The organism is Nonomuraea sp. NPDC050227, from assembly GCF_044459705.1.
In the GTDB taxonomy this organism is placed as follows: Bacteria; Actinomycetota; Actinomycetes; order Streptosporangiales; family Streptosporangiaceae; genus Nonomuraea.
Genome location: NZ_JBITJF010000019.1, coordinates 67,685 through 90,496, shown reverse-complemented (window position 1 = coordinate 90,496; position 22,812 = coordinate 67,685). Strand labels below are relative to the sequence as shown.

Genomic DNA, 22,812 nt, shown 5'->3' with positions numbered 1-22,812 from the left:
GTGCGCTGCCACTCCACGCCCGGATAACCCAGATCGGCGTGAGTCAGCGACAGACCATGGCGCTGGGACGGGCGGCCATCGGCGCTCTGCACCCCAAAGCTGATTGGTCGACTCCTGGGTGACCTGAACTGCTGAATTGCCCGCTCCGACCACGATCACTTGCTCACCTGGGGCAGCGAAGCCGGCTCGCGATAGTTGACGATGTGCAGCACTAGTGTGGTGGGCCGAAGGAGCCGCTCCCAGAGCCGAGGACAGCTCCATGATCATCTATGAGGTCCTCGGTCGGCTTCGATGCACCGATGCGTCTCAACGTCCTTGCATGTCCCCACTTGTCATCCTGACAGCATTGAGTCGCAGGTCATCTACTGACAGCAGTCAAGTCCTCCGACGTACCAGTTCAATCGGTACGGCTGCTTTCAGAAAGGGATCCCAGATGACCAAGTCCTCGGCTTTGTCAGTCGCTGAATCGGTATCCATTCGCCGCGGAGAGCCGCTGGTCGGCTCTATTCAAGTCGATGGCTCGAAGAACGCCGCTCTTCCCTTGATCGCGGCGGCCGCGGCGGTGGGACGACTCGTACACCTGAGCAACGTGCCGCAGTGCCAGGACGTGCAGACCATGCTCGATCTTCTCCAGCAGTGCGGCTACAGTGTCGCCCGATCGGTCACCAATCCCGAAGAGGTGGTGATTCAGCCCATCTCGTTCAATGGACAACCGCCGGAACTCGCCGACGCGGGACGCATCCGCGCCTCGTACTACCTGGTACCCGCACTCCTCGCCTCCTGCGGACAAGCACGCCTGCCATGGCCCGGCGGCTGTGCCATCGGAGAACGGGGCATGGATCTGCACTTCCGGATCTACGAGGCCTTCGCGGATCGAGTACTCCTGCACAGCGAGGGCTATCAGGTTCAGAGGGCAGCGCCCAGGACGATCTCGATGGAGATCTCACTGCCGTTCCGGTCCCGGGGCGCCACCGTGGCGGCCATGCTCCGGGCGGTCGTCGACCGCTGCCGGTTGACTCTCTTCCAGCCGAACCTGTCGCCTGAGGTGGTGGAGATCATGGCGTTCCTTCGGGAAGCCGGCTGGGACGTGTGCGGGGACGAGGTCGCGGTGAATCTGGTGCCACCGTCCGACGATGTCTGGGGTCCGCTCCTCTGGGAGGTGCCCGGGGACAAGGTCGAGGCAGTCACGCTGGCCTGCGCGGTAGCGGTGAGCCGGGGATGTGCAGTGATCAAGGGAGTCCGGGCGATGGACGTCCTGCCTGCGATCGAGGCGTTCGACTGGCTCGGCATCCCTGCAGACGCCAGCGCCGACACGCTGACGGTGCAGGCCATCGACACTCAACTGAGCGGACAGCCGCTGCGCGCGGTCGCGTCCCTGTCACCGGACGGGCTGGACGCGGACTTCGAGCCGCCGCTGATGGCCGTGGCCCTGGGGGCGCCAGGAGTGCACCTGTTCGCCGACGCCATCAACCCGGGACGGCACGGCAACCTGATCCCGCAACTTGCCCGGCTCGGCGCCGTCATCGAACAGTTGTCGGCGACGCAGTGCCGGTTCTCAGGCCCCCAGCGGCTCGTCGGCGCCCAAGTGACGGCCAACGACATCCGCAGCGGGTCCACCCTCATCATCGCTGCCTTGACGGCCACGGGGGTGACCACCGTACGAGGGATGGCGCAACTACGTCGCGGGCATGCCAATCTGCCGAGAAAGCTGCGACTGCTCGGCGCCGACATCACTGAGGAGGCAGCATGACCAGTCATCGCGTACTGGAGAGCATCGTGGCTACCACCGATGTTCACTCCAGCTTCGACCGGTCGCTGCCCATGCTCGCGCACCTGCACGCGGTTCGTGATCGGGCGTTGGTGGTCGATTGCGGCGACTTCTTCGAAGGTAGCGGCTACTACCGGCTCGGCGGCGGGTACATCGAGCGGCAGGCTCTGGTGCTGCTCTACGACGTCATCGCACCCGGCAATCACGGTTGGCGACACCATCTCGACCCCGACATCCGCTCGCTCAGTGTGTGTGCCAACACGATCGACGCCGGCACGGGAGAACCGCTGTTCCGGCCGCTCCACATCGCGCAGATCGGTGGCCGGCGGGTGGGCGTGACCGCCGTACTCGGCGAACAGGCATTCCTCACCATCCCTCTCGCAGATCGCAGCGATCACGCCGTCCTTCCACCTGCCCCTGCCCTCGAAGCGCTCTGGCACCGGTACGCCGAGGACATCGACGACTGGATCGTGCTCAGCCACTCCGGCTTCCAGAGCGACCTTGCCCTGGCCGCCGCCTGCCCGTTCATCTCGGTGATCTTTTCCGGTCACTGCCACAGCGAGCAGTACGGGCCGGTGCGCGTGAAGGACACGATCGTGGTCAAGGGCTACGAAATGAGCGCGGGTTATGCGGAAGCCGCCCCCGATGGCCGGCACTGGACCGCACGGGCTCAGGTCTTCACGGAGCCCACTGCCGTGACCGATCCCGTGGCTCGTCTGAGCGCGCAGATCCAGGCCCTGTCGGATCGCCTGGCCATGCCACTCGGCGCTCTTGCCATGCCCTTCCGCGATATGCCCCTCGACCGCAGGGAGCTCTTGACGCAGATCGCGCGACAGCTCCGCTCGCACCTCCAGGTGGAGGCCGTCGTCCTAAACGAAACCTGCCTCCGTCCGGCTCCCCTCGGCAGCGTTCTCCTTGAAAGAGACCTCCTGGCTATCGAGCCGCACGCCAACGAGCTTGTCTACGCCACGTTGCCGGAGACCCGCACCTGGGATGCGTTTCTCGGCGAGCTCGCCCTCCCGCTTGGGCCGCTCGTCGTCGCTCGTGATCCACGCGTCAGGCGGCCACGGCGGACCATCACCACCCAGTACCTGGCCGACACCTTCCTCGGCGGGCACTGGAGGGGGCCGAAGCTGCCGCTCGATCAAGCCGTACAGGCCATCTTGACGGGGCAAGGAGGCGACGTCCGGTGATTCTCACAGGGCCTGAGATCAGCACCGCTGCTGACGACGGCCGCATCAGAATCCACCCGTTCAACCCCGAGCAGGTCAACCCCAACAGCTACAACATCCGGCTCGGGCCAACCTTGCTGACCTACACCGCGCCCGTGATCGACGCCTACGAGGTCAACCCCACGCAAGCTGTCACGATCGGCAGCGAAGGTCACGTTCTGCTGCCAGGGGAGCTCTACCTCGGTCATACCGTTGAAAAGGTCGGCTCCGACACCTTCGTGCCACTGCTGTTCGGCCGATCGTCAGTCGGACGGCTGGGCCTGTTCGTCGAGATCACCGCGCCGATCGGCGACCTCGGCTTCCACGGCCAGTGGACCCTGATGCTCTCCCCTGTACGCCCGCTGAGGGTCTACCCCGGCATGAAGATCGGACAAATCATGTTCTTCGTGTCCGCCGGCGCCGTCGCCCTGTATCGCGGCAAGTATCAAGACTCCATTGGCCCACAACCGTCCCAGCATTGGCGCGACCGGCTGAAGGCAGGTGCGTCATGATCTTGACCGGAGCTGCCATCGGCGCCGCGATCGATCGGGGCCACATCACCATCGACCCCTACGATCCTCGGCGGCTGTCTCCCAACGCCTACGACTGGCGCCTGGGCGATCGCATCAGGATCTGCGATGGGGCCTTGGACGTCGCCCGCCCGGCCGACTTCGAGGAACTCGCCATCCCCCAAACCGGCATGGCACTCTCGCCAGGTCTGCTCTACCTCGGCGTAACCCACGAGCGGACCTGGTCAGAGCGCTACGCCCAGCTTCTCAACGGCAATCGCACCACCGGGGCCCTGGGCATCTGGGTCCATGTCTCGGCCCCGCTCGGCCACACCGGGCACGCCATCCCCTGGACCTTGGAGATCAGGGTCGCACGTCCCGTCCGGGTCTATCCCGGCATGACCTTCGGCAAGCTCGTGTTCCTCCACGTCTATGGCGCTTCAGCGAGCTACCAGGAGCACGGCAGCAAGTACACCGCCAGCACCGGGATCGACGTCTCCCGTCTCTACTTGGAGATCCGCTCTGGCGGAGGCCACGCATGAACCCCGTCGTCACCGCTCTGGACCTCCCACTGGGAAGCGCCGACGGCAGCGTCGAGCTGCTCCAGGATCTCTATGGCGGCGCAGAGCCGTTGATCTCCGCACGCGTGTTCATGCTGGACAACGGCAGTCCGCCGGCGCCGCCCTTCGAAGCCCTGAAGGTCGAGGCCAAGTGCCTGACCGGGCCGCGTTTCTGGACCTACGTCCATGCCCTCAGCACCGCGATGGCCAGCGTCCTCAGGCCTGACGACGGAGCCGTCGCACATCTGCAGCACCTGACCCTCGGCGCCACGCCTGCGCTGCTTCGTGCGCTCCCCCGGCGTCCGACTATCGCCCTCGTCCACGGCACCGACCTGCTATGCGCCACCTCCAACGCGACGCAGCGCCAAGTCCTGCGGCAGAGCGCCCACTGGGCGACCGCGATCGTGGTGCCGACGCCCGCGATGGCCGACGGCCTGCGTGACATGGTCCCAGACTTGGACGTCGCCAAGGTGGAACACATCCCGTGGGGCATCCCCGACCAGCTTCTGCAGCAGCTCCCAAGACCGTGCAGATCGAGCGACGAGCCCTTCCGCCTGCTCTATGCGGGGCGGCTCACAGCCGAGAAGGGCGTTGCTGCCCTGGCGGCGGCATGTGCGGACATCAGTGCCATGACCTTGAGCATCGCGGCCCCGGTCCACGAGTACGCGCGATTCGCCGAATAGCTTCGCCGATGCGGTTGTGATCATCACTACCTGGGCTGGCTCGATCGTCCTCAGCTGTGGGCCGCCTTCAGCGATCACGACGTACTCGCTGTGCCGTCCACCACGTTGGAAGCCTTCGGCCTGGTCGCCGTCGAAGCACAAGCCTGCGGCCTACCCCGTCCTCTACCAGCCCGTCCCCGGTCTCACCGACGTCCTGAGCGACACGGCGCTCCAGACCGACTTCACCCGCCCAGCGGCGCTCGCCTCCACGCTGAAGACCTTGAAACACGATCGAGGTGCGCGAGCCGAGCTGAGCACCGCAGGTCTCGCCAACGCACGCCGCTTCCCCATCAGCAGCACCGCCCAGGCACTCTCCAGACTGGGCGCCCAGATCACCTGACCGCCCCATCCGTGCGGCTCGCCGACCATCGTGTGAGTCCGTTACTACGCTGGCAACTGCAGCCACCCACCGAGAGGGAGATCATGACGCCCGATTCCGACCGCATCGAGAACCTCCTCCAGCAGGGCGTCCACCAGGAGGTCTATCCCGGCGCGGTCTGGGCGGTCGGCGACGCCGGCGGCACTCAACTCACCGGCTCCTGCGGCCTGCTCGATCCCCGCGACCCGGACCACCCCATGCCCCAGGACACCGTCTTCGACGTCGCCAGCCTCACCAAAATCATCGCCGTCTGGTCGGTCATCGGCATGCTCTGGGAACAGAAACGCCTCAGCCTGGACGACCCGCTCTCGGTTCACATGCCAGAGCTGGACGGCTTCGAGCTGGGCCCCGTCACCGTACGCCAGCTCCTCACCCACACCGCGGGCCTGCCCCTGCGAGCCAACCTCAAGAACCTCTACGGCAGCGACCCGCGCCAGATTCGCGACGGCGTCCTTCGCGAAGCCCTGCACCACCCACCCGGCCAGGCCGTCGAGTACACCGACCGGGCCGCCCTCATCCTGGGCTTCCTCGCCGAACATCTCGCCGGCACTCCGCTGGACCAACTCGCTCAGGCGCACATCTGGCGCCCCATGGGCATGACCACCACCAGCTTCGGGCCGCTTCCCCCCACCCTCATCGAGCGCTGCGCCCCCACTGAATACGACGAGAAATCTGGCCGACACCTCAAGGGCACACCCCATGACTTCTCAGCCCGGCTGCTCGGCGAGGTGTGCGGAATCGCCGGCGCCTTTTCCACCTTGCCTGATCTGGCGCAGTACCTGCGGCACTTGCTCGCTCCCAGCCCCGGGCGGGGGTTCGGCGCCGCCTGGACCCAGGAGTCCCTCCAAGTGCACACAGGAGACCTACAGCCGGCGCGCGGCCTGTTCTGGCACCCGGCCGCCGGAACCGATCCCGCTGACGGCATCTTCGTCCACTACGGCTTCACGGGGACCGGGATGTGGATCTCACCCAAGCAAGATCGATGGGCGGCGCTGCTGACCAACAAGCTCTATTTCGGTCGCGATCGCCAGCCGCTGACCGAGATTCGCAACGCCTTCCGCGCCTTGGCGTTCGCGTAGGCGAGGTCATCTGTGGAGCACCTCGCTCAAGCGCTTCTCTGTCCGATGGTCCCCTGGCACGCCAAGGCTGCGCTGGTGCTGACGTAGCAGCTCGGCGGTGCGCGAGGCATCGTCGCGCCGGTCGAGCCGCAGTTGCAGCCGGATGATGCGGAAGTACGTCTCTTCGGTATCAGGGTCCAGCTGGCGGGCACGCTCCAGCGCGGCCAACGCGCCCTCGGCGTCCACATCAGTGAGGTGTTCCGCCAGTTGGGCGAGAACATCGGCCTGGGAGCGGGTCAACGGATACCGCTGGTCGTCGATCCACTCCGCGGTGAGCCCCTCCGCCAGCTCGCCGGTGCACAGCTCGGCGGCCTTCGTGAGGGCAACGAGACGGTCAGCCGGCTCGACAGCCGACCTGATCCGCTCCAGCGCCTTCTCGTAGTCCCAGAGGTCAACGCTGATGAGGTCGCGATCGATGCGGTAGACCGCGGAGTCCTTCGTGGTCGAGGCACTGATGAACGGTACCCGCTTCGCCTCGACGCTCTTGTGCCCTGTCGCCGCCACAAGTGCGCCTCGGAGGTGCCGGAGGGCGTTGTGGATGTCCTTGCCGAGATCGTCCGGCCAGAGCGCAGTGGCCAGCTGATCACGGGTTACACCATTCGGATGCAGCGCGAGGTAGGTCAACATGTTCAGCTGCAGCCAACTCAGCGTCAGTGCTTCAGACCGGCCACGAACATGTACGGCAGGATGACCGAGAACCGTCAGGCGAACAAGCGTGGAACCTGGCCAATCGGACGGTTCATCATCTGTCACAGGCGCAGGACTGTCCTCCTCCACGGGGACGAGCTGCCGTAGGTGAGCCGCAGCCTCGTCCGCGTTGATGTGGAACAGGCGCGCGCCCATCATCGATTCGCTGTCACGCCCTTCGGCGCTTTCCACCTCACGCGTCTCGCCGATGTCGCAAGTGATGCCCCCTGGCCAGGACCCCAACAACAAGCCGCCCACCCCCGCACGCCAGCCGGCTGTGAGAGGTGCCGTGACGTGCTCATAGACCTCGTCATCGAGGTCGGTGATGAGCAGGATGGCCGGCAGGGCTTCACCTGGATCGTTTCGGCGTACTTCGCCGATGTCCGTCGACTCGCGTTCGAGCACGATCCGCGTGCGCATGAAGTACGCCTCCTCGAACTGCCGCAAGGCGTCCTCATGCGAAGCGGCAAGCACGAGCCCCGGCAGCGCGGCGCCGACCTGGCCGACCTCCTCTCCAGATAGACCGAACAGCTTCTCCGCCAGGGCCGAGCAGATGATGATCTGGACGCGGTAGTTGCTCGACTGGCGAAGCAGATCGACGATCAGATAGCGAACGACGTCATCTGCGCCGGCACCGGTGAGACCGAGCCCGGGTCCTTCAAGGGCGACGCGTAGCGGCGAGCCGTCCGGTCTCTGCCCCAGATGAATCTGGTTGGGGACGTCGATGGAGTACTCCTGCTGGATCAGTTCCCCATCGGCGGGTACCGGCTCGGCCCGTTGGGCGAACGCTCGACGGTGGGCACGATGTAGCTCCAGGACAGGGGCCGGCGGTTCGGACTCGGGAGTGATGCCCAGAGGCTCGTCGGCGGTCGGGGGAATTCGCCGGCGGCGTCGATGGAGACGACCAGCGACATAGGCGGTGCTGATCCCAGCGGCGTACGACAGCGCCACCAACGATCCCGATGAGAGCTGAACGACATCATCGCTTTCACGCTGCTTGGATGGCGTAATCGACGGTTTGGCCGGAGTCGGCTCTGCCGCAGGCGGCTGCTGCCTCGGCAGCGCTGCACGGGAGATCTCTGAGCGCTTGAGCGGAATGCGAAGCTTCCATCCAGGATGGATCACGCCTGGATTCGTGAAGGTCCGGCCATGTGGTTGCCGTGATCCGGCGTTAGCCTTCCAGATCTTCGGCCAACGGCGTGGGCTGCCCAGTTCCTCGTCGGCGATGCCCCAGAGGGAGTCACCTTCCTTCACCCGGTAGATCCGCTCTTTTGGGGACGACTCCACGTCTGGGGTGACGGTATGCCCCAGTGGATGCGCGGTCGCCACGGCGATCACGTCCGGTAGAGCTGCGGCACTACTAACCCCTGGCGTGAGGACTGCCAGTGTCGCTGAGGCGACCAAGTACGCGACAACGCGTTGCATCCCCTGAAGCCCAGAAAGCCGAGGTACGGCACTTCGGCCTCGCAGTTTGGCGACGACCTCGACCAGGACACTGAGAGTGAAGGCCGCCCATGCTCCCCATGCGACGACTTCCAGGCCCGCCACGAAGAGAGTTCCGTCGGCCGGGGCGCTCAACACTTCAGCGACTTCGCGCAAGCTCGGCAGGTGATCAGGAACGGGGAATCCCACGATCCTGACGAACAGGACAGGGAAGCCGACGACACCCGAGAGCAGTACAGCGAAGGCGGCCACAGCACGCAGCAGGCGAAGCATCGTCATCGGCCGGGTCCTTCCACGCCTGCGACCAGATTCGCATCGGCATGCGCCGTCATGGACACCGTCGCCATGCCTATCAGGGTGAGCAGCCAGGTCGCCTTGGCGACCGTGACAGTGACCCGGACAGAGGTGGGCCCTGAGATGACGACGTCGCCCTGATGGCCGGTGCGGGACAGATACGCTCGGGCCGCACGAAGAGCGGCACCACGGTCGACAACCAGCTTCTCACCGCGGTAGGCCGCGGTGCGATCGATCTGTCCTGCCCCCGCTCTGGCGGCTTCCTCAGCGATGCCGACCGCCTCCCATCCGGCCCTCAACTTGTTGCCCAGATCGACGACCAGGCCGACGAACAGCATCAGGATCATGACGAGAATCAGGGCGTACGGCGTGATCGAACCTTGCTCACTGTCCGGCGGCGTCCACCGTCGCATGGCTCACCTTCCCCTTGTTCTGTAGGGATCCAGCGGGCTGAGAGAGGTTGCGTGCCGCTCGATGCTGCCGGGCAGCCCGGGGAAGGCCACGTCCGCCAAAGGCACGGAGCAGGAGACCGTTGCGGACACGTCAGCCGGAGTGCCCACCGGGCGGCTGAAACCCTTGGTGTTCACCGTCACCGCCACCGCCCTGCAGTGCACGTCATGACCGGTCAGCGACTCCTGGCCACTCGCCTTGGCCTCGCGGGCAGCGGCGGCGGCCGTTCGAGCGATTGACGCTTGGCGGGCGGCATCCCGAGCAGCGGCTTCGACCGCGGCGCCGGCGACGGTGATGCGGCCGACGGCCACGCCGAACAAGATGATCAGCATGATGACCGTGATGGCAAGAATGGCTTCGACGGTGACGCTGCCTTGTTCCTTCATGGTGTGCCTTCTGCCGGGCTGAAGCGTTCGACGGCTCCGGCCGCCTGCTCGGAGATGCCGATCGCCGGAAGGAACGGCACAAGGGACAACGATCTGCCCGTCACGGTGACTCGAATCGTGTTGGCGTCGCCCGTGCTCGCGGCGCTGATCGAAGTCAGAAAGCCGCTGGCGGTTCGTTCGGCATACTGCTTGGCCACGCCGGCTCCGGAGGTATGGGAGGCGCCGTAGGCGCGGGCGGCCCGTACTCCCTGTTGGGCGGCGGCGAGCGCGGTCGACTTGGCGAAGAACAGCAGGCATATCTGCATGCAGGCCATGACGGCGAGCATGAGGATGGGCAGGGCGATCACCGCCTCCGCGGTCACGCTTCCCCGATCAGCGCGGGACATCGGTTACCTGTCTAGAAGTCGATCGAGTTCGCCTTGTCAATGATCTTGGCGGTCACGATGCCCATGACGGTGACCGCGACCAGTACCAACGCCGCGATGATGATCATCGCCTCCGCGGACATCGCGCCCTTCTCAGGTTCTCGGCGGGCACGCTGGAGACGGTCTCTGAGGAGGCTCGCCAGCGCGGTCCAGTACGCGGCCTGTGGCGGTAGGAGCTTGGGCATGATCGCTCCCTTTCAGCTCATGATGCGGTAGATGGCGGGGAAACAGACGAGCACCAGGAAGCCGAAGACGGAAACGCCGATCGCGATCGGCATCTCGCTCGTGCGGCTGTTGGCTGCGGCTCGGGCGTCGGCCAAGGCGGCCGTACGCATGGACTGGGCCTTGGCCAGGAGGGTGGTCAGCACGCGGGTGCCTTCGGACCCGGCGTCCTCCGCGATGTCGGCCAGTTCGGTGAGCTGCGCGATGCCGACCCGGTCTCCGAGCGCTCCAAGCCCTCTCCAGGGCTGCTCACCTGCGCGTTTGGCGTGCTGGATCACTTGGGCGATCTGGCCGAACACCCACCCGCTGCAGATGTCCACAGGTGCCTGAAGCGCCTGAGGAGGGCCGGAACCCGCGGCCCGCTCCAACGCGACCATGTCCAGGTACGTCGCGAGGGCGGCCCGAAATTCCTGGCGGCGTTCGCGGGCCTGGCGGCGCGTGCTGATGTCTGGGATGAGCACGAACAACAAGGCGAGCACCACGGCGGCACCTACGGGCACGGACCAGGGCAGCGGAACGCCGGCGAGCGTGCACAGCAGATTGAGCGGCACAGGGAAGATCAGGCCGATCAGTAAGAAGACGACGCGCTGGACGGTGAAGCGCTCCACGCTGATGCCCAAGAGGGCCAAGTCGTCGCGCGGGATCGGCAGCCGGGACAGGCGCGTCCTGATCCAGTCTCCTCGCGCCGGGGCGGGCTGCCCGGCGAGTCGCGCGAGCACGGCATCCAGTCTCGGAGGGCCGGGGAACAGCTCGTTCAAGAGGATCAGCAGCCCGAGGGCGAGCAGTGATCCGCCTGCCATGGCCAGCAGGTTCATCGCTTCGCTCCGGGACCGTTCAAGAAGCGGTAGCCAGGAGCGGCGTGTCCGAGCCGATGCAGCCATGCCAGGGTTACGGCGTAGAACAGCACCACGACGGTCAGCACCACCTGGCCGATTGGAGTGCCGAAGGGCGCGACGTAGCTCTTCTGGACAACCGCCAGCGCGGCGAACCCAACGAGGATGGCGATGATCCAGCGCGCTGTCGTGCGGTGCTCGGCGCGGGCCGCCTCCACCTCCCGCCGATCGGAGACGTCCTTGGCCACCAGCTCGGCCAGTTGCTGGAGCACGGCGCTGGCACCCTTGCCGCGGCGACGAGCGACCAGGATGAGGGCGGCGGCGATTCTGTCGCCGACGGCGTCATCCACTTCGTCCGCGAACAACCGCAACGCGTCCTCGGTCGACATGCGGGTGACACGGAGCCTGCGAGCCAGCGCGGTGACCGGAGCGGCGATGGCAGGCGGGACGTTCCGGGTCGCACTGTGTTCCAGCGCCTGTTCCAGGGCCCGACCGGCGATGAGCAGATCAGCCAGCCTGCGGGTCCACTGCTCCAACGCCTCCAGCTTGCGGATTCGGTCCGTAGCGGCTCGCCCGGTCATCACCTTGGGTAGTACGAACACCGCAGCCGCGCCGGCGACGGCGGCCACTGGCCAGTCAGTCAACACCCAGACCACAACGGCTGCCGCCAGTGCCACGGCTGCCATCCGACGATGTGCCTGGACCGCCTTGCGGACCACGATCCAGCGCGACGGGGGCCGAGCGGGCAAATCGGTGTCCGAGGTACGCAGAGCGACTACCGTCCAGATGACGCCACCAAGGATCATGGCACTGCCGAGTCCTGCCAGTAAGGCGTCGTTCATCGGACCTCCCATCGAGCGGCCATGGGATCGAGATGTGCGGGGTCGAAGCCCACGGACCTGAGCCGGGACAGGCACTGTGGGGTGATGTCGGGAACGGCCCGGCCACCAGGTCCCATGGGCCTGTAGAGGTGGTTACGGCTCGGCATCTCACTGTCGGCCGGAGGTAGCACCTCCAGAACCTCGGACACGAACCGTGTGTTGGTCACCGGGTCCAGGCGCAGGTGCACGACCAGGTCGATGGTCTCGCCGGTGTTGAGGTGGATGACGGCGGGCGGCGTCTGAGCTCCGACACCGCGGGTCCACAGCATGACGATCCTGTTGAAGATCTCCTCGGTGCCGTCGGCATGGATGGTGCACATCGAGCCGGGATGTCCGGTGTTCATGGCCTCGAACATCGGAACGATCTCATCCGCCCGTACCTCACCGACAATGATCCGCTTGATGTTCTTACGCAGAGAGTGTGGGATCAGATCGTTCAACCCGACGCCGCCGGCGCCTTCTGAATTGGGCTGCCGTGCCTGGAAGGCGATCACGTTCTGGTGGCGGTCCGTGAGACGGTCCAGGAACAGCTCGTAGTCCGATTCCAACGTCGCCAGCCGCTCCGCCGGATCGATCACGGAGGCGAGAGCACGCAGCAGCGTCGTCTTGCCCGCCGCGGTACCGCCGGTGATGACGATGTTCAGCCGGGCCAGTACGGCGGCCCTGAGGAACGCGTACAGGCTGCGGTTGATCGTACCGAGCTTGAGAAGGTCATCCAGGGTGACGTCCACCAGGCGATGGCAGCGGATGCTGGCGCAAGGCCTGCGGGTGACCGCCATGGTGGCGCTGAGTCGTACGCCGACGCCGTCATCGCCTTCCGCCGCCCGCAGCGCCACGTTGAGCAGCGGGCTGGCCGCGGAGAACTCGCGTGGGTTGTAGCTCTTGTGCAGCGCCCACATCTGGATCATCTTGACGAGGTCTTCGTCGCTGGCAGCGACCGCCGGCCCGCGCTCACATCGTCCGTCTCCATAGGTGATCCACACCTGATCACAGCCGTTGAGGTCGATGCTCTCCACCCGAGTGTCCCTCAGGTAAGGAGTGAGCGCCCCCAGCTCGAACCGCTCGTCGATCACCGCTTCCACCAACTGGCGCTGCATGGCGAAGCTCACCGGTTTCCCGGAACCGACCTGGCCCTGGGCCCAACGCTGGACGTGCGTCTGGATGATCCGCTGGGCGTCGTCGCGATCCTCGCTGTCCCTCAGGTCGTCGGCGACAGCGACCGATACGGCCAGCACCGCCTCTCGGAACGTCCGATCGTCGGGCACCACCGCGGCCTGAGGAAAGGCGATCGGATCCATCGTGGTCCGCGGCGGCCAGGAGTCGCTCACGGCGCCGTCACCTTCTTCTCCAGATGCGACCTCATCGCCGCCCCCAGCCGTGAAGCACCGCGCAACAGGCCAGACCGATGAAAGGACTTCCTGGCCGGCACGCCGTCGGACAACACCATGGCCGCCCTCCAGTCGTCAGGGATCTGCGCGAGCACAGGCAGGTCGAACAGCGCCTTGCTGACCTCCTGAGAGGTGTACGGCCCACCACCGACGGTGCACAGCCCGACCGAGACATCCGTCCCTACCCGGCGCCCCAACGCGTCGAGCCGCGGGCGAGCCTGAACCACATGCCGCAGTGTCGGCCGGACCAGCATCACCGCCACATCACAGGCCGCGATCAGGCTCATCGGCGTGTCGGACCGGCCGACCTGCCCTACGTCGACGACCACATCGACCTTCTCCTGAGCGGCCATGAGCACCCCTGCGACGGTCTCCCAAGCACCTTCCAACTGCACGAGGTGGCGGGGATCACGCAGCCCGGGAAGCAGTAACCACTTCCTCGCCTCCTGATCAAGTGCAATGACGTGCTTCCACACGATGGCCGGGTCCGAGTGGTGAGCGGCGGCCAAGGCCAGCTCCAGCAGCCCGTACTCGTGCCCGTCCATGTTTCCGGCCAGGAAACCCGGCAAGACGCTGCCGCCCTGAGGGTCACACTCGGCCAGCAGGGCGCGTCCCTCCCAGACGTACGTCGTGGCCAGTGCCGTGGTGGTGACCCCGGGAGACCCGCCCGGACTCATCAGCGCGAACATCGCCATCAGGGCCTCCTGGGCGCCAGGGCCATGGCGATGTTCCCGTCTGACGCCAGCGCGGCCAGCCTTGGGCCCTCCCGACTGGGCACGAGGACGTCCACCACCATCAGCCCGTCGTTGTCCGGCCCCTTAACCTGATCCACCACAGCCTCGACCCCTCCCGATGGGGCCTTGACATCAGCAGGCACCGGCTGAGCCTCCGAGGTGGGCACGACCAGAAGCCGATCACCGGGTCGTAGCCCTCTGGCCGGGAGCCGGCTGGGCTTGACGGCGATCGGTATGAGCTGCTGATCAGTCAGGGGTGTGACCTGATCGGTCACCATCCGGGACTGGACGAGCACGCCTTTCATCAGGTCGACGGCCGCTCGCTTGCCGATCACCCGCTGCAGCTCATGACCTCCTACAGCGGCGACGGCCTGATCGGCGCCCACCATGGCAGTCGAGATGTTCTGCGTGGTGAAGGGCTGTCCGAGCGCCACATCCTGAGTCACCACCAGCACCGGCTCACGGTCGTTCAGCCGCATGACCGTCTGGACGGTGAGGAAGGCGCCGCCTGCGACCACAAGCGTCCCGAACACCAGCGAGCTACGCCGACGCTGACGCGGCTGCGCCAGGAGCTTGGGGGCACGTGTCGGAGGCACCTCACCTGCGGACAGCTGTCCCGATGCATCGGAAGTCGTCTCGCGCGCCATTCAGGAACCCCTTCCAACCAACGCCGGCGCCTCGCCGATCCGTAGCGGGAACGTCGTCGAGGTCGTGATGGGCGCCACTGGCCCACTGGCGCCACCCGACCCAGCCCATCGAGCAGTCCAGACCACCGAGACCTTCACCTGGTACTGCGCCCCGGGGAGCCCAGCGCTCGACTGCGTGAACACGTAGGTGCACCCAAGGTTCTGTTCGTCGGGAGACCTCGCGTGGTCATGGGGCGCTCCCGGGCCCGAGCATGTGAGGGCTTTCTGGCCCGCCCCGGGCTGAACGGTCAGCTTCGAGGGAGTGGCGGTCACCTCGGCCCACACGGGTCCCGCCGTGACCTTTTTACTGATCGCATGCCACTGAGCAGGCTGCACCCGAAAGAACTGCCGCAGCCCTACGTAGCCGTTCTCCCCTCGGGGTGGCGCGGTGACGATCCCCGGCTTCGGTGGAGTGAGGAGACGTCGCGCCTCCTTCATGAGGTCTTCTGGAGAGACCCCAGGACCTGCCTGATCAGGAGCAACGGCGTTGAAGACGTTTCGCTTACTGTCAGGACCGCGCTCACACTCGATGTAGCTGATCGAGCCCCCGTCGATGCTGTGGCAGCCGCTGAAGGCACCACCCGACCCTCTCCGGGCGCTTTGAGCGGGGCCACCGGGATTCACCTGCCCATGTGAGCTATATGTGACCCAGTTCCCACCCAAACGGACGGCTCCGTTGTCGTCATGCGGCGGCCCATGCAACGCCGTAGCCAGGATCGTGCTCACCGCGACGGCGAGGTGCATGTCGTTCCCTTCATGCTCAGGTCCGTCAGCCGCCACCGCCCGTCGCGGGATCGTTCCAGGACTGCCGTGACCGTCGTGGTGGTTTTGGCGTCCGCAGTCTCCGGAAGAAGCCGGTGAGTGCGGCGATCCGCCATGGCCGCAGCCGACATATCCAGACAGTCGGTGACCTCGGCGTAGGCGCCACTCACACGTACTTCCTTGATCCGAGGCACGGCCTGACCAAACGGCTCCCGCCCCTGCGCGACCATGTCTCGGACACCGTCGACCAGATGGTCGAGATAGCCGCCTCTCACGTACGGCTGCAGCAACTCGCGCGCCTTCTCGGGCGACGACCTGCCCGCCTCGGCGAGGACGGGCCAGTATGCCGAGTACGTCTTCACGATCAGATCGTGCGGACGGGTTGCCCGCTCTGTCGCCATCGCGGTCGGCGTCGTGGGCGTCGATCTGGCCTGAGGCGGAGTCGAAGATGGCGTCGCTTGGCATGCCCCTACGACCAACAGGACGGACACAAGACCTACGGCGCGGGCGCGAGACCCCACAAATATCGCCACTTGACTCCCAATCATTATGTGATCGAAAACGGTCGCGCAGGGTTCGATAGATCGATCATCAAGACCGAGAGCGGCGCGTTCTGGGACAACGTTTCGCGAGGTGCCACACTCAGGCCGGACTAGCACTCGCCGACCTGATGGCTACGCACGGAATGCGCGACACCGACTCGCCGGCCTCCAGGGATACCAGCCGCCTTGATGGCGGCAGGGAAGTGCTGTGAGGGGGCCACCCGCCCCCTCGCGCTCTCTATCTCACATCGTCAGGCTTGGGCTTCGCCCATACCGGCGTCCCGCATTTCTCCCAGACCGCATGCCGCTTGGCGTCGAGATGTCCCCAGCAGAGCTTGAAGACCCACACATCGCCAAGGACTGAACTGTCGGTCTCGCAGCCCCCCTGGGGGGCACGCACCTCGAACGGCCTTCGCGCGTCGATCTTGTTGTCGTTCATCCAGACCGCCTTGTAAACGCGGTCGTCGACCTTTCCGTCGCAGACCTTGACCGCCGATCGGTCCGGCAGGACGCTCACCCTGCCGTCGCCATAGCTGGCCTGCCAGCCCTCAGTTGTCCCTGCGTGTGCCGTCGCCCCCGACATCAGAGCACCCACCAGGACGCCTGCCGCCGTCCACGCTCGCACTGCCACCCGTTCTCCCATCTCTCGGTTTCTGCCGACCAGAGAAGATAACTTTAAGTAATTGGTCAACTTCGTCAAGTGAAGGTTGGGTATGAAGCGCCCCTGGATGACCTCTATGAAGGCATTTCTGAGCAGGCGAATTCAGCGTGCTCGCATCGTTTCGAGCCGGGGTGCGTCAGCGGTGGAATGGGTGATCATCACCGCCATCATCGCCGGGGTAGCACTTGGGCTGGCAGCCGTGATCAAGTCCGCGGTGGAGAGCCGCCAGGCCGACATCGTGACCGAGCTCAACGCCAAGTAAGCACTCGCATCAGTCCATCACCCCTAGGGGCGGAGGCGGCACGGCCGAGAGTCGACTCCTCGCTTCAGAGCGACTTTCACCTTCGTTGCGTCTGTTCGACGCCACGGCGCGCCTCACGCTGCCGAGTCTCTTTCGTCCCGTGACACTCTCGTGACCGTCCCAAGGCCACACGCTTCAGCGCATGGCCTTGGGACGGCGGGCGTGACCAGGTTGGTAGCGATCTCGCACAGCCAACGCCCGATCCTTCACACAGGACTCGTCTCCAGCTGGAGCCGTTAGGCGATCTCTCCCCTGGTGCAGAGAACACGACCAAAGACGCACGTGTATGGCCGACACCGGACCGACGGCGCTCACGCCGCGCCAATCGCCGCCCTGAACGTTCCGGATTTCCTGTCCGTACCTGTCCGGCCTTGTCATCCTCCCATTCCCCAGTGCACTTGCTCTGCTTGTCGGAATGACACACACGTCTTCTCATCACTGCCTGTCTGCAGCCCCTGTGCGGGTGATTCGACTCTTCGCATGCGCCCAGCGCCCGGCCTCGACCAATCACCAGCGAGGTCAGCGGCGCTCGCCGGCCCGTGTTCTTGTCCCAGAACGAGCCCGGCAGGACAGGCCATGACCAGCGCCCATCAGAAGATCGGTATGCGGGTGACCATTGTGGACGTCCTGCACAGCCATAGCAGGGCGCGGGCGTACCGAGATCAACTTCTCGGCCGGCAGGGCGTCATCGTGGCCGTCCTGAGAGAGGGACTGCTTGCCCTCGTGAAGCTGGACGACGACACGGAAAAGTATCCGGGGGGTGTGCGCCGCTGGTCTCTGTGTTGGGACGACCTGGCCTTGGAAGAAGACGAAGACCATGTCGACGACGTGCTCGAAGCGGGCTACAGGGCGGGATTCGTCTGGAGCGGGCGCCACGCTGTCCAGCATGCCGTGCTCACTGGTACGGAGGTCAGCTTGTGCGGACGATCCGTGTGCGCGTTGCCGATCTGTGGGTGGTCTCTGACCTTCTCGCCCGGCTCATCCCGGGCCTGCCCTCTCTGCGTGGACCTGACAGGCGTATCGCGCCCGAGACTCTTCTCGAGAGCTGCCCCCTCTGCAGGAGGCCATCCACCCACCGCCGAGTCCAGGCAACCTGTTCCTCATGTCCCACACAAACCGGACAACAACTGCGGCGAGGACTGCAATCTTGCCGCTGAACAGAGAAGATGAGACATCCAGGGCCCAGAAGAAGCACCGGGCGGACGAGGAGGCGGACATGGCCGACCACCCATTGTTCTGGCCGATCCGAATTCGGGCGGAACGTAAGGCCCGCAAATGGGACACCCACGCCATGGCCAGACAACTCCGAGAGGCGGCCGGCGAAGACCGACATGATCTGCCCGAGCACGGAGATCTCGTTCGTTCCATCCGCCGATGGGAATCCGGCTCCATCGCCCTGATGAGTGAGCGCTATCGCCTGTTGTACTGCGCCGCATTCCAGTTGGACGAGGCGGCTCTCTTCGCGGCGACCGCCGAACCTGCCGCACCATGTCTGTCTCTGGAGGCCGACAACGACCTCGGAAAGATGCGCTCCCTTCGGCAAGCTGACCGACAGGTAGGCGGAGGCCATCTCTATGCCAGTGTTCTCGGCTACCTCCAAGCTGACATCGCACCGCGTCTCTTCGGCGGATCCGACGGACCGCAGGCGTTCGTCGCCGCGGCGGCATTCACCGAGATGGCCGGCTGGATGGCTCATGATGCGGGCAAGGACAATATCGCCGACCGGCATTTCTGCCGCGCACTCGACTTCGCCAAGACCAGTGGGGACCTGCAACTCGAAGCCCACATCATGGGCAGCATGAGCCACCTTGCGCGGCATCGCGGACAGCCGGAGGAAGCGATCCGGCTTGCCCAGTTGGGAACGGCGAGGCTGGGCAGCCGTACGACAGCCCCGCGGATGCAGGCGCGTCTGCTCTCCATGGCCGCGCGCGCCCATGCGGTCATGGGCGAGTCCAATGCCTGCGCTCGGCTCCTGATCCGGGCCGAGGATGCACTGACTCAGGTGCAAGCGTCTGCTCACTCACCCTGGGCAGGACCGTTCGACGAGGGCACTCTGGCGCTGGACACGGCACGGGCGATGCTGAGCTTGGGCCAACTGGGCGAAGCACAACGGCAAGGGTGCCGAGCGCTGGAGCTTCGAGCGCGCGACCGAACACGCAGCCGAGCTCTCACCCAAGTTCTCCTGGCCCAGGTGACGCTCGCACAAGACCATGTCGACGAAGCGTGTGCACGGGCCAAGCATGCGGTGGAAGACACTCGGTCATTGAGCTCGTTCGTCATCGCTCAGCAACTGGCCGACCTGCGCGGGCAGTTGCAAGTCCATAAGAAGCACGCCTCCGTGCCGGACACACTCCGAATCCTCGATGACGCCCTTCGCGAGCGTTACTGGTTGTACCAGTGGGGAGACTCTTATCGTGAACCCGGACGCACCGCTGTACGAGCGTGATCCCAAAGCGTGGAACGCCTACCTTGCTGAAGGCAACGCGCGCCAGGCGCGCAAGAGAGTTGGGGCGGATGTACTGATTCGCGACGCGCTCGGACGAATCCTTCTCGTGAATCCGTCTTATAAACCTGATTGGGATCTACCTGGCGGCATGGCCGAAGCCAACGAGCCTCCCGCTGCCGCAGCGCAACGCGAGCTCAAGGAGGAACTGGGCTTGGATTTGGAGATTGGCCGACTCCTCGTGGTGGATTGGGTACCTCCACACGGACCTTGGGATGACTCACTCATGTTCATTTTCGACGGAGGGGTATTGCCGAGCGATCGGGTCGACGCCCTCCGTATCGTCGACTCCGAGCTGTCTGAATTTCGGTTCGCCACAGCAGCCGAGGCAGCCGAGCTGCTGCGCCCATACGTTTGGAACCGAGCGTGTTCTGCCATCGCCGCGATCTCTGGGGGGCAAGCCATCTATTGCGAAGAAGGAGAAGGACGTTACTGGTCAGAGAATTGAGCAGGCTCCCACCTTGTGAACGTATAACCCGCTCGCGTGCCAATACAGGTTCAGAGGACGCGCTGTAAGCGGGATTGTTCTGAACCACTGTCCTCCCCCTCGCCCTGCGCGGTCGATCGGCCCGCGCACGTGGTACATGACCGCGTCGATCGCAAGCATGACGATCAGGATCCGCCGCCGGGTCAGCCCGTCTGACCTCGCTCCCCCGGCTAGGAGCAGGCACGACGACGCGATGCCCTTGGCGGCGAGCAGACGCGGACCGTCGACGCGCCGACTCAGGCGCTGAGCACGGAGACGGCAACGGCGACCGCCAGGGTCTGCTCACCCATGACAAGCGCTGAAATGCTCATTAGATCCTCGATTGTCACCCCAGCCCGCGGCGACGGTCTCAAGCCGGATCAAGGCGTCGTAGATGGCCTTAGGGGCATCTTCCCGAGGCGGTCCACCGACCAGTTGCACATCGGGGCGTTGAGCACGCCCTCAAACTCCTTACACCCTGTCGAGAAGTCCCCCTCGGACTCGGGCCAAGAGCGGCCGCAACCTAACCGAGTAGTCACAAAGGGCCTGCTCAGGGCCTCCCGAATCAAGTTCAGGCCCCTAACCTGAAGATCCCCCGCACGCCGTCGGACAACGGATGAGACGGCCACACGACGGGGTGCGCGAAACACCTCGCGCCATCGTTCCCAAGGAGTAAAGGACCTGTGCCATCGAACGCTGACCTACACGCAACACCAGCCGAAGACCCGCACGACAACGATGCGCCACACATCTGGCGCACGACCGAGGAAGTCGCAGCCATTCTCACCGTCGACCCGTCAACCCTCCGCCGCTGGCGCTCGGCCAAGCCACCGCAGGGACCTCCCTTCGTCCGGCTCACAACGCGCCTGACCCTCTACAGCACCCACGATCTCCAGCGATGGCTGGCCGAGCACCGCATCGACCCTCGCGAGGTGACCTGATGGCGGCGCGACCCGAACTGCCGCCCGTCGGCATCGCCCTCGCCTCCGACGTGGAGGTTCGCGCGGGCAGCAATCCGTATCGAGCCCGCGTGCGATGGGTCGATCCCCTCACCGGCAATCGGCGCTCCAAGTCCGTGGCTCTCCCTACCGAAGGCGCAGCCTCGGAGTGGATCACGGAGATGGAGAGCGCCGCACGGGGCGGTGTCGATCCGAAGATGGCGACAATGCCTCTTATCGAGTACGGAGAGTGCGTCATGCACCTGGCCATACGCGGTCTGGAGCCCAAGACGCTGGCTCCCTATCTGGCTGGGTGGCGTAAACGGGTGGTGCCCACCTTGGGGCACCTTCCCGTCCGTATGATCACGAACGGAGCGGTCGATCGTGGCGTACACGGCTGGATCGCCGACGAGTGCAGCCGATCCACGGTCAAGAACAGTCTCGCCATCCTGGTACGCGTCATGGAGCAAGCAGTGCGGGATGGCATCATCGACCGCAACCCGGCTCGCGTGACAGGCTGGCAACGGGAGTACAAGAAGGCCGAGGACGAACTGGACGACCCGCGCGGGCTGGCTCTACCCAACTGGGCGGCGCTGGAGCGGCTCTCCCACGCACTCGTGGCTCGCTCGGCCGACGGCTTCCCGGGCTGGGGACAGGTCGTCATCTTCGCCGCCTGCACGGCCGCACGCATCGGCGAGGTCTCCGGAGTACGTGCGGGGGACATCGACACCCGCACATGGACCTGGACGGTCCGCCGGCAGACCACACCGAGTCCCGGAGGGCTGGCGGACAAGGGCACGAAGGGCAAGCGGGCCCGGCGAGTTCCGCTCATCGTCGAGGTTCGCGATCTTTTGCTCACGCGGCTACAGGCGGCCGGGAACGATCCAATGGCCCGCTTGTTCACGGGCCCGAGGGGTGGGCGTATCACCACGGCCGTCCTGAGGGATGCCACGCACTGGGATGAGGTGGTGGCCGCACTCGGGTACGAGCATCTGCGCCGTCACGATCTTCGTCACACCGGCCTGACCTGGATGGCCGACGCCGGGGTCCCGGTGCACGTCCTTCGAAAGATCGCTGGCCACGGCTCCCTGACGACCACGCAGCGTTATCTCCACCCGGACGGCGCTGCCCTTGCCGCCGCGGGCACCGCACTCAGCGCCCATCTCACAGGGGGCTGGTCCCAAACTGGTCCCAAACTGAGAGTGGTCTAGATCATCGATCAAGGTCGAGCGATCAACGAAAAAGGCCAGCCGACCTGGGTTTTTATCCAGATCCGCTGGCCTTTTGCAACCGTCGGGACGACAGGATTTGAACCTGCGACCCCTTGACCCCCAGTCAAGTGCGCTACCAAGCTGCGCTACGTCCCGGTTGTGTCGGCCGCCCCCTGCGGGGCGGGACGTCATAACCTTAGCGCACATCGGAGGTAGGCGCGTACACGGAAAGCGGGAGCGGAGGGCGTGGTGGGGCGGAGGCCGAGCGTTGATCGGGCGGAGCTGGCGCGGCTGGTGGCCGGCGGGATGAGCGTGCAGGAGCTGGCCGCTCATTTCGGGGTGTCCGAGTCGGGGGTGCTCCAGGCCAAGCGGGCCGCCGGGCTGGCCAAGCCGATGCTCGACCACAGTGCCGCCGTACCGTGGAAGCTGGCGCGCGTGCACGCGCAGTCCGGGCCGGCCACCAATCTGCGGAACCTGTCGGCGGCGGCGCAGGGGAAGCCGCCGGCGGCGGAGCGGTTGAACACGGCGCTGCGATGGGCGCAGCGGCTCGTGGACGCGGGGCTGGACGTCCGGTACGAGGCGGATGAGGGGTTCAGTGAGGTTCCGGCGTCACCTGCCGGCTCGCACGTCGCGACGGTGCTGGAGGCCGCCAGGAAAGGGCTTGCAGCTCACTGAGCACGCGAGTTTCGATGGCCTTGATCGTGGGCAGTCGCAGGTCTCATTACAGAGACC

General features: G+C 65.8%; 24 protein-coding genes, 1 tRNA gene and 1 pseudogene. 12 read left to right on the top strand and 14 right to left on the bottom strand.

Going from position 1 to position 22,812, the window contains the following annotated elements:
- The first annotated feature begins 433 nt into the window (after positions 1-433).
- The 7 genes and pseudogenes from ACIBK9_RS49785 to ACIBK9_RS49755 all read left to right on the top strand — a co-directional run bounded on the left by ACIBK9_RS49785 (position 434) and on the right by ACIBK9_RS49755 (position 6,228).
- Positions 434-1,750, top strand: a complete 1,317-nt coding sequence (locus tag ACIBK9_RS49785; protein ID WP_397166278.1) for a hypothetical protein — start codon at positions 434-436, stop codon at positions 1,748-1,750.
- Positions 1,747-2,961: a metallophosphoesterase gene (locus ACIBK9_RS49780; protein WP_397166276.1), complete on the top strand. Its 1,215-nt coding sequence runs from the start codon at positions 1,747-1,749 to the stop codon at positions 2,959-2,961. Before ACIBK9_RS49785 ends, ACIBK9_RS49780 begins: the two co-directional genes overlap by 4 nt.
- Positions 2,958-3,491: a dCTP deaminase gene (dcd, locus tag ACIBK9_RS49775; protein WP_397166274.1), complete on the top strand. Its 534-nt coding sequence runs from the start codon at positions 2,958-2,960 to the stop codon at positions 3,489-3,491. Before ACIBK9_RS49780 ends, dcd begins: the two co-directional genes overlap by 4 nt.
- Positions 3,488-4,030: a dCTP deaminase domain-containing protein gene (locus ACIBK9_RS49770; protein WP_397166273.1), complete on the top strand. Its 543-nt coding sequence runs from the start codon at positions 3,488-3,490 to the stop codon at positions 4,028-4,030. The genes dcd and ACIBK9_RS49770 overlap by 4 nt, the downstream gene beginning before the upstream one ends.
- A complete protein-coding gene (locus ACIBK9_RS49765; protein ID WP_397166272.1) occupies positions 4,027-4,731 on the top strand; it encodes a glycosyltransferase in 705 nt (234 codons plus the stop codon). The genes ACIBK9_RS49770 and ACIBK9_RS49765 overlap by 4 nt, the downstream gene beginning before the upstream one ends.
- Before the next feature lie 30 nt (positions 4,732-4,761).
- Positions 4,762-4,827 (top strand): annotated as a pseudogene (locus ACIBK9_RS49760) (hypothetical protein); the annotation flags it as partial.
- A gap of 366 nt (positions 4,828-5,193) precedes the next feature.
- Positions 5,194-6,228 (top strand): serine hydrolase domain-containing protein, encoded by a 1,035-nt coding sequence (locus ACIBK9_RS49755; protein WP_397166270.1) that lies wholly within the window; start codon positions 5,194-5,196, stop codon positions 6,226-6,228.
- 6 nt (positions 6,229-6,234) lie between these two features.
- Here ACIBK9_RS49755 and ACIBK9_RS49750 read toward each other — a convergent pair whose 3' ends face one another.
- The 13 genes from ACIBK9_RS49750 to ACIBK9_RS49690 all read right to left on the bottom strand — a co-directional run bounded on the left by ACIBK9_RS49750 (position 6,235) and on the right by ACIBK9_RS49690 (position 17,850).
- Positions 6,235-8,676 carry a LysM peptidoglycan-binding domain-containing protein gene (locus ACIBK9_RS49750; RefSeq protein ID WP_397166268.1) on the bottom strand — a complete coding sequence of 814 codons (2,442 nt, stop codon included), beginning with the start codon at positions 8,674-8,676 and terminating at the stop codon, positions 6,235-6,237.
- Positions 8,673-9,104, bottom strand: coding sequence for a pilus assembly protein TadG-related protein (locus tag ACIBK9_RS49745; RefSeq protein WP_397166267.1), 432 nt, complete (start codon positions 9,102-9,104; stop codon positions 8,673-8,675). Before ACIBK9_RS49745 ends, ACIBK9_RS49750 begins: the two co-directional genes overlap by 4 nt.
- Before the next feature lie 3 nt (positions 9,105-9,107).
- Positions 9,108-9,527: a TadE/TadG family type IV pilus assembly protein gene (locus ACIBK9_RS49740; protein ID WP_397166265.1), complete on the bottom strand. Its 420-nt coding sequence runs from the start codon at positions 9,525-9,527 to the stop codon at positions 9,108-9,110.
- Positions 9,524-9,889 (bottom strand): TadE family protein, encoded by a 366-nt coding sequence (locus ACIBK9_RS49735; protein ID WP_397166263.1) that lies wholly within the window; start codon positions 9,887-9,889, stop codon positions 9,524-9,526. Before ACIBK9_RS49735 ends, ACIBK9_RS49740 begins: the two co-directional genes overlap by 4 nt.
- A gap of 35 nt (positions 9,890-9,924) precedes the next feature.
- Positions 9,925-10,137: a hypothetical protein gene (locus tag ACIBK9_RS49730; RefSeq protein ID WP_397166261.1), complete on the bottom strand. Its 213-nt coding sequence runs from the start codon at positions 10,135-10,137 to the stop codon at positions 9,925-9,927.
- A 12-nt stretch (positions 10,138-10,149) separates the two neighbouring features.
- Positions 10,150-10,989 carry a hypothetical protein gene (locus tag ACIBK9_RS49725; RefSeq protein ID WP_397166260.1) on the bottom strand — a complete coding sequence of 280 codons (840 nt, stop codon included), beginning with the start codon at positions 10,987-10,989 and terminating at the stop codon, positions 10,150-10,152.
- Positions 10,986-11,849, bottom strand: a complete 864-nt coding sequence (locus ACIBK9_RS49720; protein ID WP_397166258.1) for a type II secretion system F family protein — start codon at positions 11,847-11,849, stop codon at positions 10,986-10,988. Before ACIBK9_RS49720 ends, ACIBK9_RS49725 begins: the two co-directional genes overlap by 4 nt.
- Positions 11,846-13,216, bottom strand: coding sequence for a CpaF family protein (locus ACIBK9_RS49715; RefSeq protein ID WP_397166257.1), 1,371 nt, complete (start codon positions 13,214-13,216; stop codon positions 11,846-11,848). The genes ACIBK9_RS49720 and ACIBK9_RS49715 overlap by 4 nt, the downstream gene beginning before the upstream one ends.
- Positions 13,213-13,971 (bottom strand): hypothetical protein, encoded by a 759-nt coding sequence (locus ACIBK9_RS49710; protein ID WP_397166255.1) that lies wholly within the window; start codon positions 13,969-13,971, stop codon positions 13,213-13,215. The genes ACIBK9_RS49715 and ACIBK9_RS49710 overlap by 4 nt, the downstream gene beginning before the upstream one ends.
- The gene (locus ACIBK9_RS49705) at positions 13,971-14,657 is read right to left on the bottom strand and encodes an SAF domain-containing protein (RefSeq protein ID WP_397166253.1); all 687 of its coding nucleotides are present in this window, start codon (positions 14,655-14,657) and stop codon (positions 13,971-13,973) included. Before ACIBK9_RS49705 ends, ACIBK9_RS49710 begins: the two co-directional genes overlap by 1 nt.
- Positions 14,658-15,418: 761 nt before the next feature.
- Entirely contained in the window at positions 15,419-15,820 is a 402-nt protein-coding gene (locus tag ACIBK9_RS49700; RefSeq protein WP_397166251.1) for a hypothetical protein, read from the bottom strand.
- 418 nt (positions 15,821-16,238) lie between these two features.
- Positions 16,239-16,700, bottom strand: a complete 462-nt coding sequence (locus ACIBK9_RS49695) for a hypothetical protein (protein ID WP_397166249.1) — start codon at positions 16,698-16,700, stop codon at positions 16,239-16,241.
- A 781-nt stretch (positions 16,701-17,481) separates the two neighbouring features.
- Positions 17,482-17,850 carry a hypothetical protein gene (locus ACIBK9_RS49690; protein ID WP_397166247.1) on the bottom strand — a complete coding sequence of 123 codons (369 nt, stop codon included), beginning with the start codon at positions 17,848-17,850 and terminating at the stop codon, positions 17,482-17,484.
- 328 nt (positions 17,851-18,178) lie between these two features.
- Between ACIBK9_RS49690 and ACIBK9_RS49685 the strand changes: the two genes are divergently transcribed.
- From ACIBK9_RS49685 to ACIBK9_RS49670, 4 genes are all read left to right on the top strand, one after another.
- Positions 18,179-19,408, top strand: a complete 1,230-nt coding sequence (locus ACIBK9_RS49685; protein ID WP_397166246.1) for a hypothetical protein — start codon at positions 18,179-18,181, stop codon at positions 19,406-19,408.
- Entirely contained in the window at positions 19,377-19,913 is a 537-nt protein-coding gene (locus ACIBK9_RS49680; protein ID WP_397166244.1) for an NUDIX domain-containing protein, read from the top strand. Before ACIBK9_RS49685 ends, ACIBK9_RS49680 begins: the two co-directional genes overlap by 32 nt.
- Positions 19,914-20,614: 701 nt before the next feature.
- The gene (locus ACIBK9_RS49675) at positions 20,615-20,872 is read left to right on the top strand and encodes a helix-turn-helix transcriptional regulator (RefSeq protein WP_397166242.1); all 258 of its coding nucleotides are present in this window, start codon (positions 20,615-20,617) and stop codon (positions 20,870-20,872) included.
- Positions 20,872-22,080: a tyrosine-type recombinase/integrase gene (locus tag ACIBK9_RS49670; protein WP_397166240.1), complete on the top strand. Its 1,209-nt coding sequence runs from the start codon at positions 20,872-20,874 to the stop codon at positions 22,078-22,080. The genes ACIBK9_RS49675 and ACIBK9_RS49670 overlap by 1 nt, the downstream gene beginning before the upstream one ends.
- A gap of 82 nt (positions 22,081-22,162) precedes the next feature.
- Here the strand turns inward: ACIBK9_RS49670 and ACIBK9_RS49665 are convergent.
- A tRNA-Pro gene (locus ACIBK9_RS49665) sits at positions 22,163-22,236 on the bottom strand.
- 90 nt (positions 22,237-22,326) lie between these two features.
- Here ACIBK9_RS49665 and ACIBK9_RS49660 point away from each other — a divergent pair.
- On the top strand, positions 22,327-22,755 hold the full coding sequence (locus ACIBK9_RS49660) for a hypothetical protein (protein ID WP_397166238.1): 429 nt from the start codon (positions 22,327-22,329) through the stop codon (positions 22,753-22,755).
- Positions 22,756-22,812 lie beyond the last annotated feature (57 nt).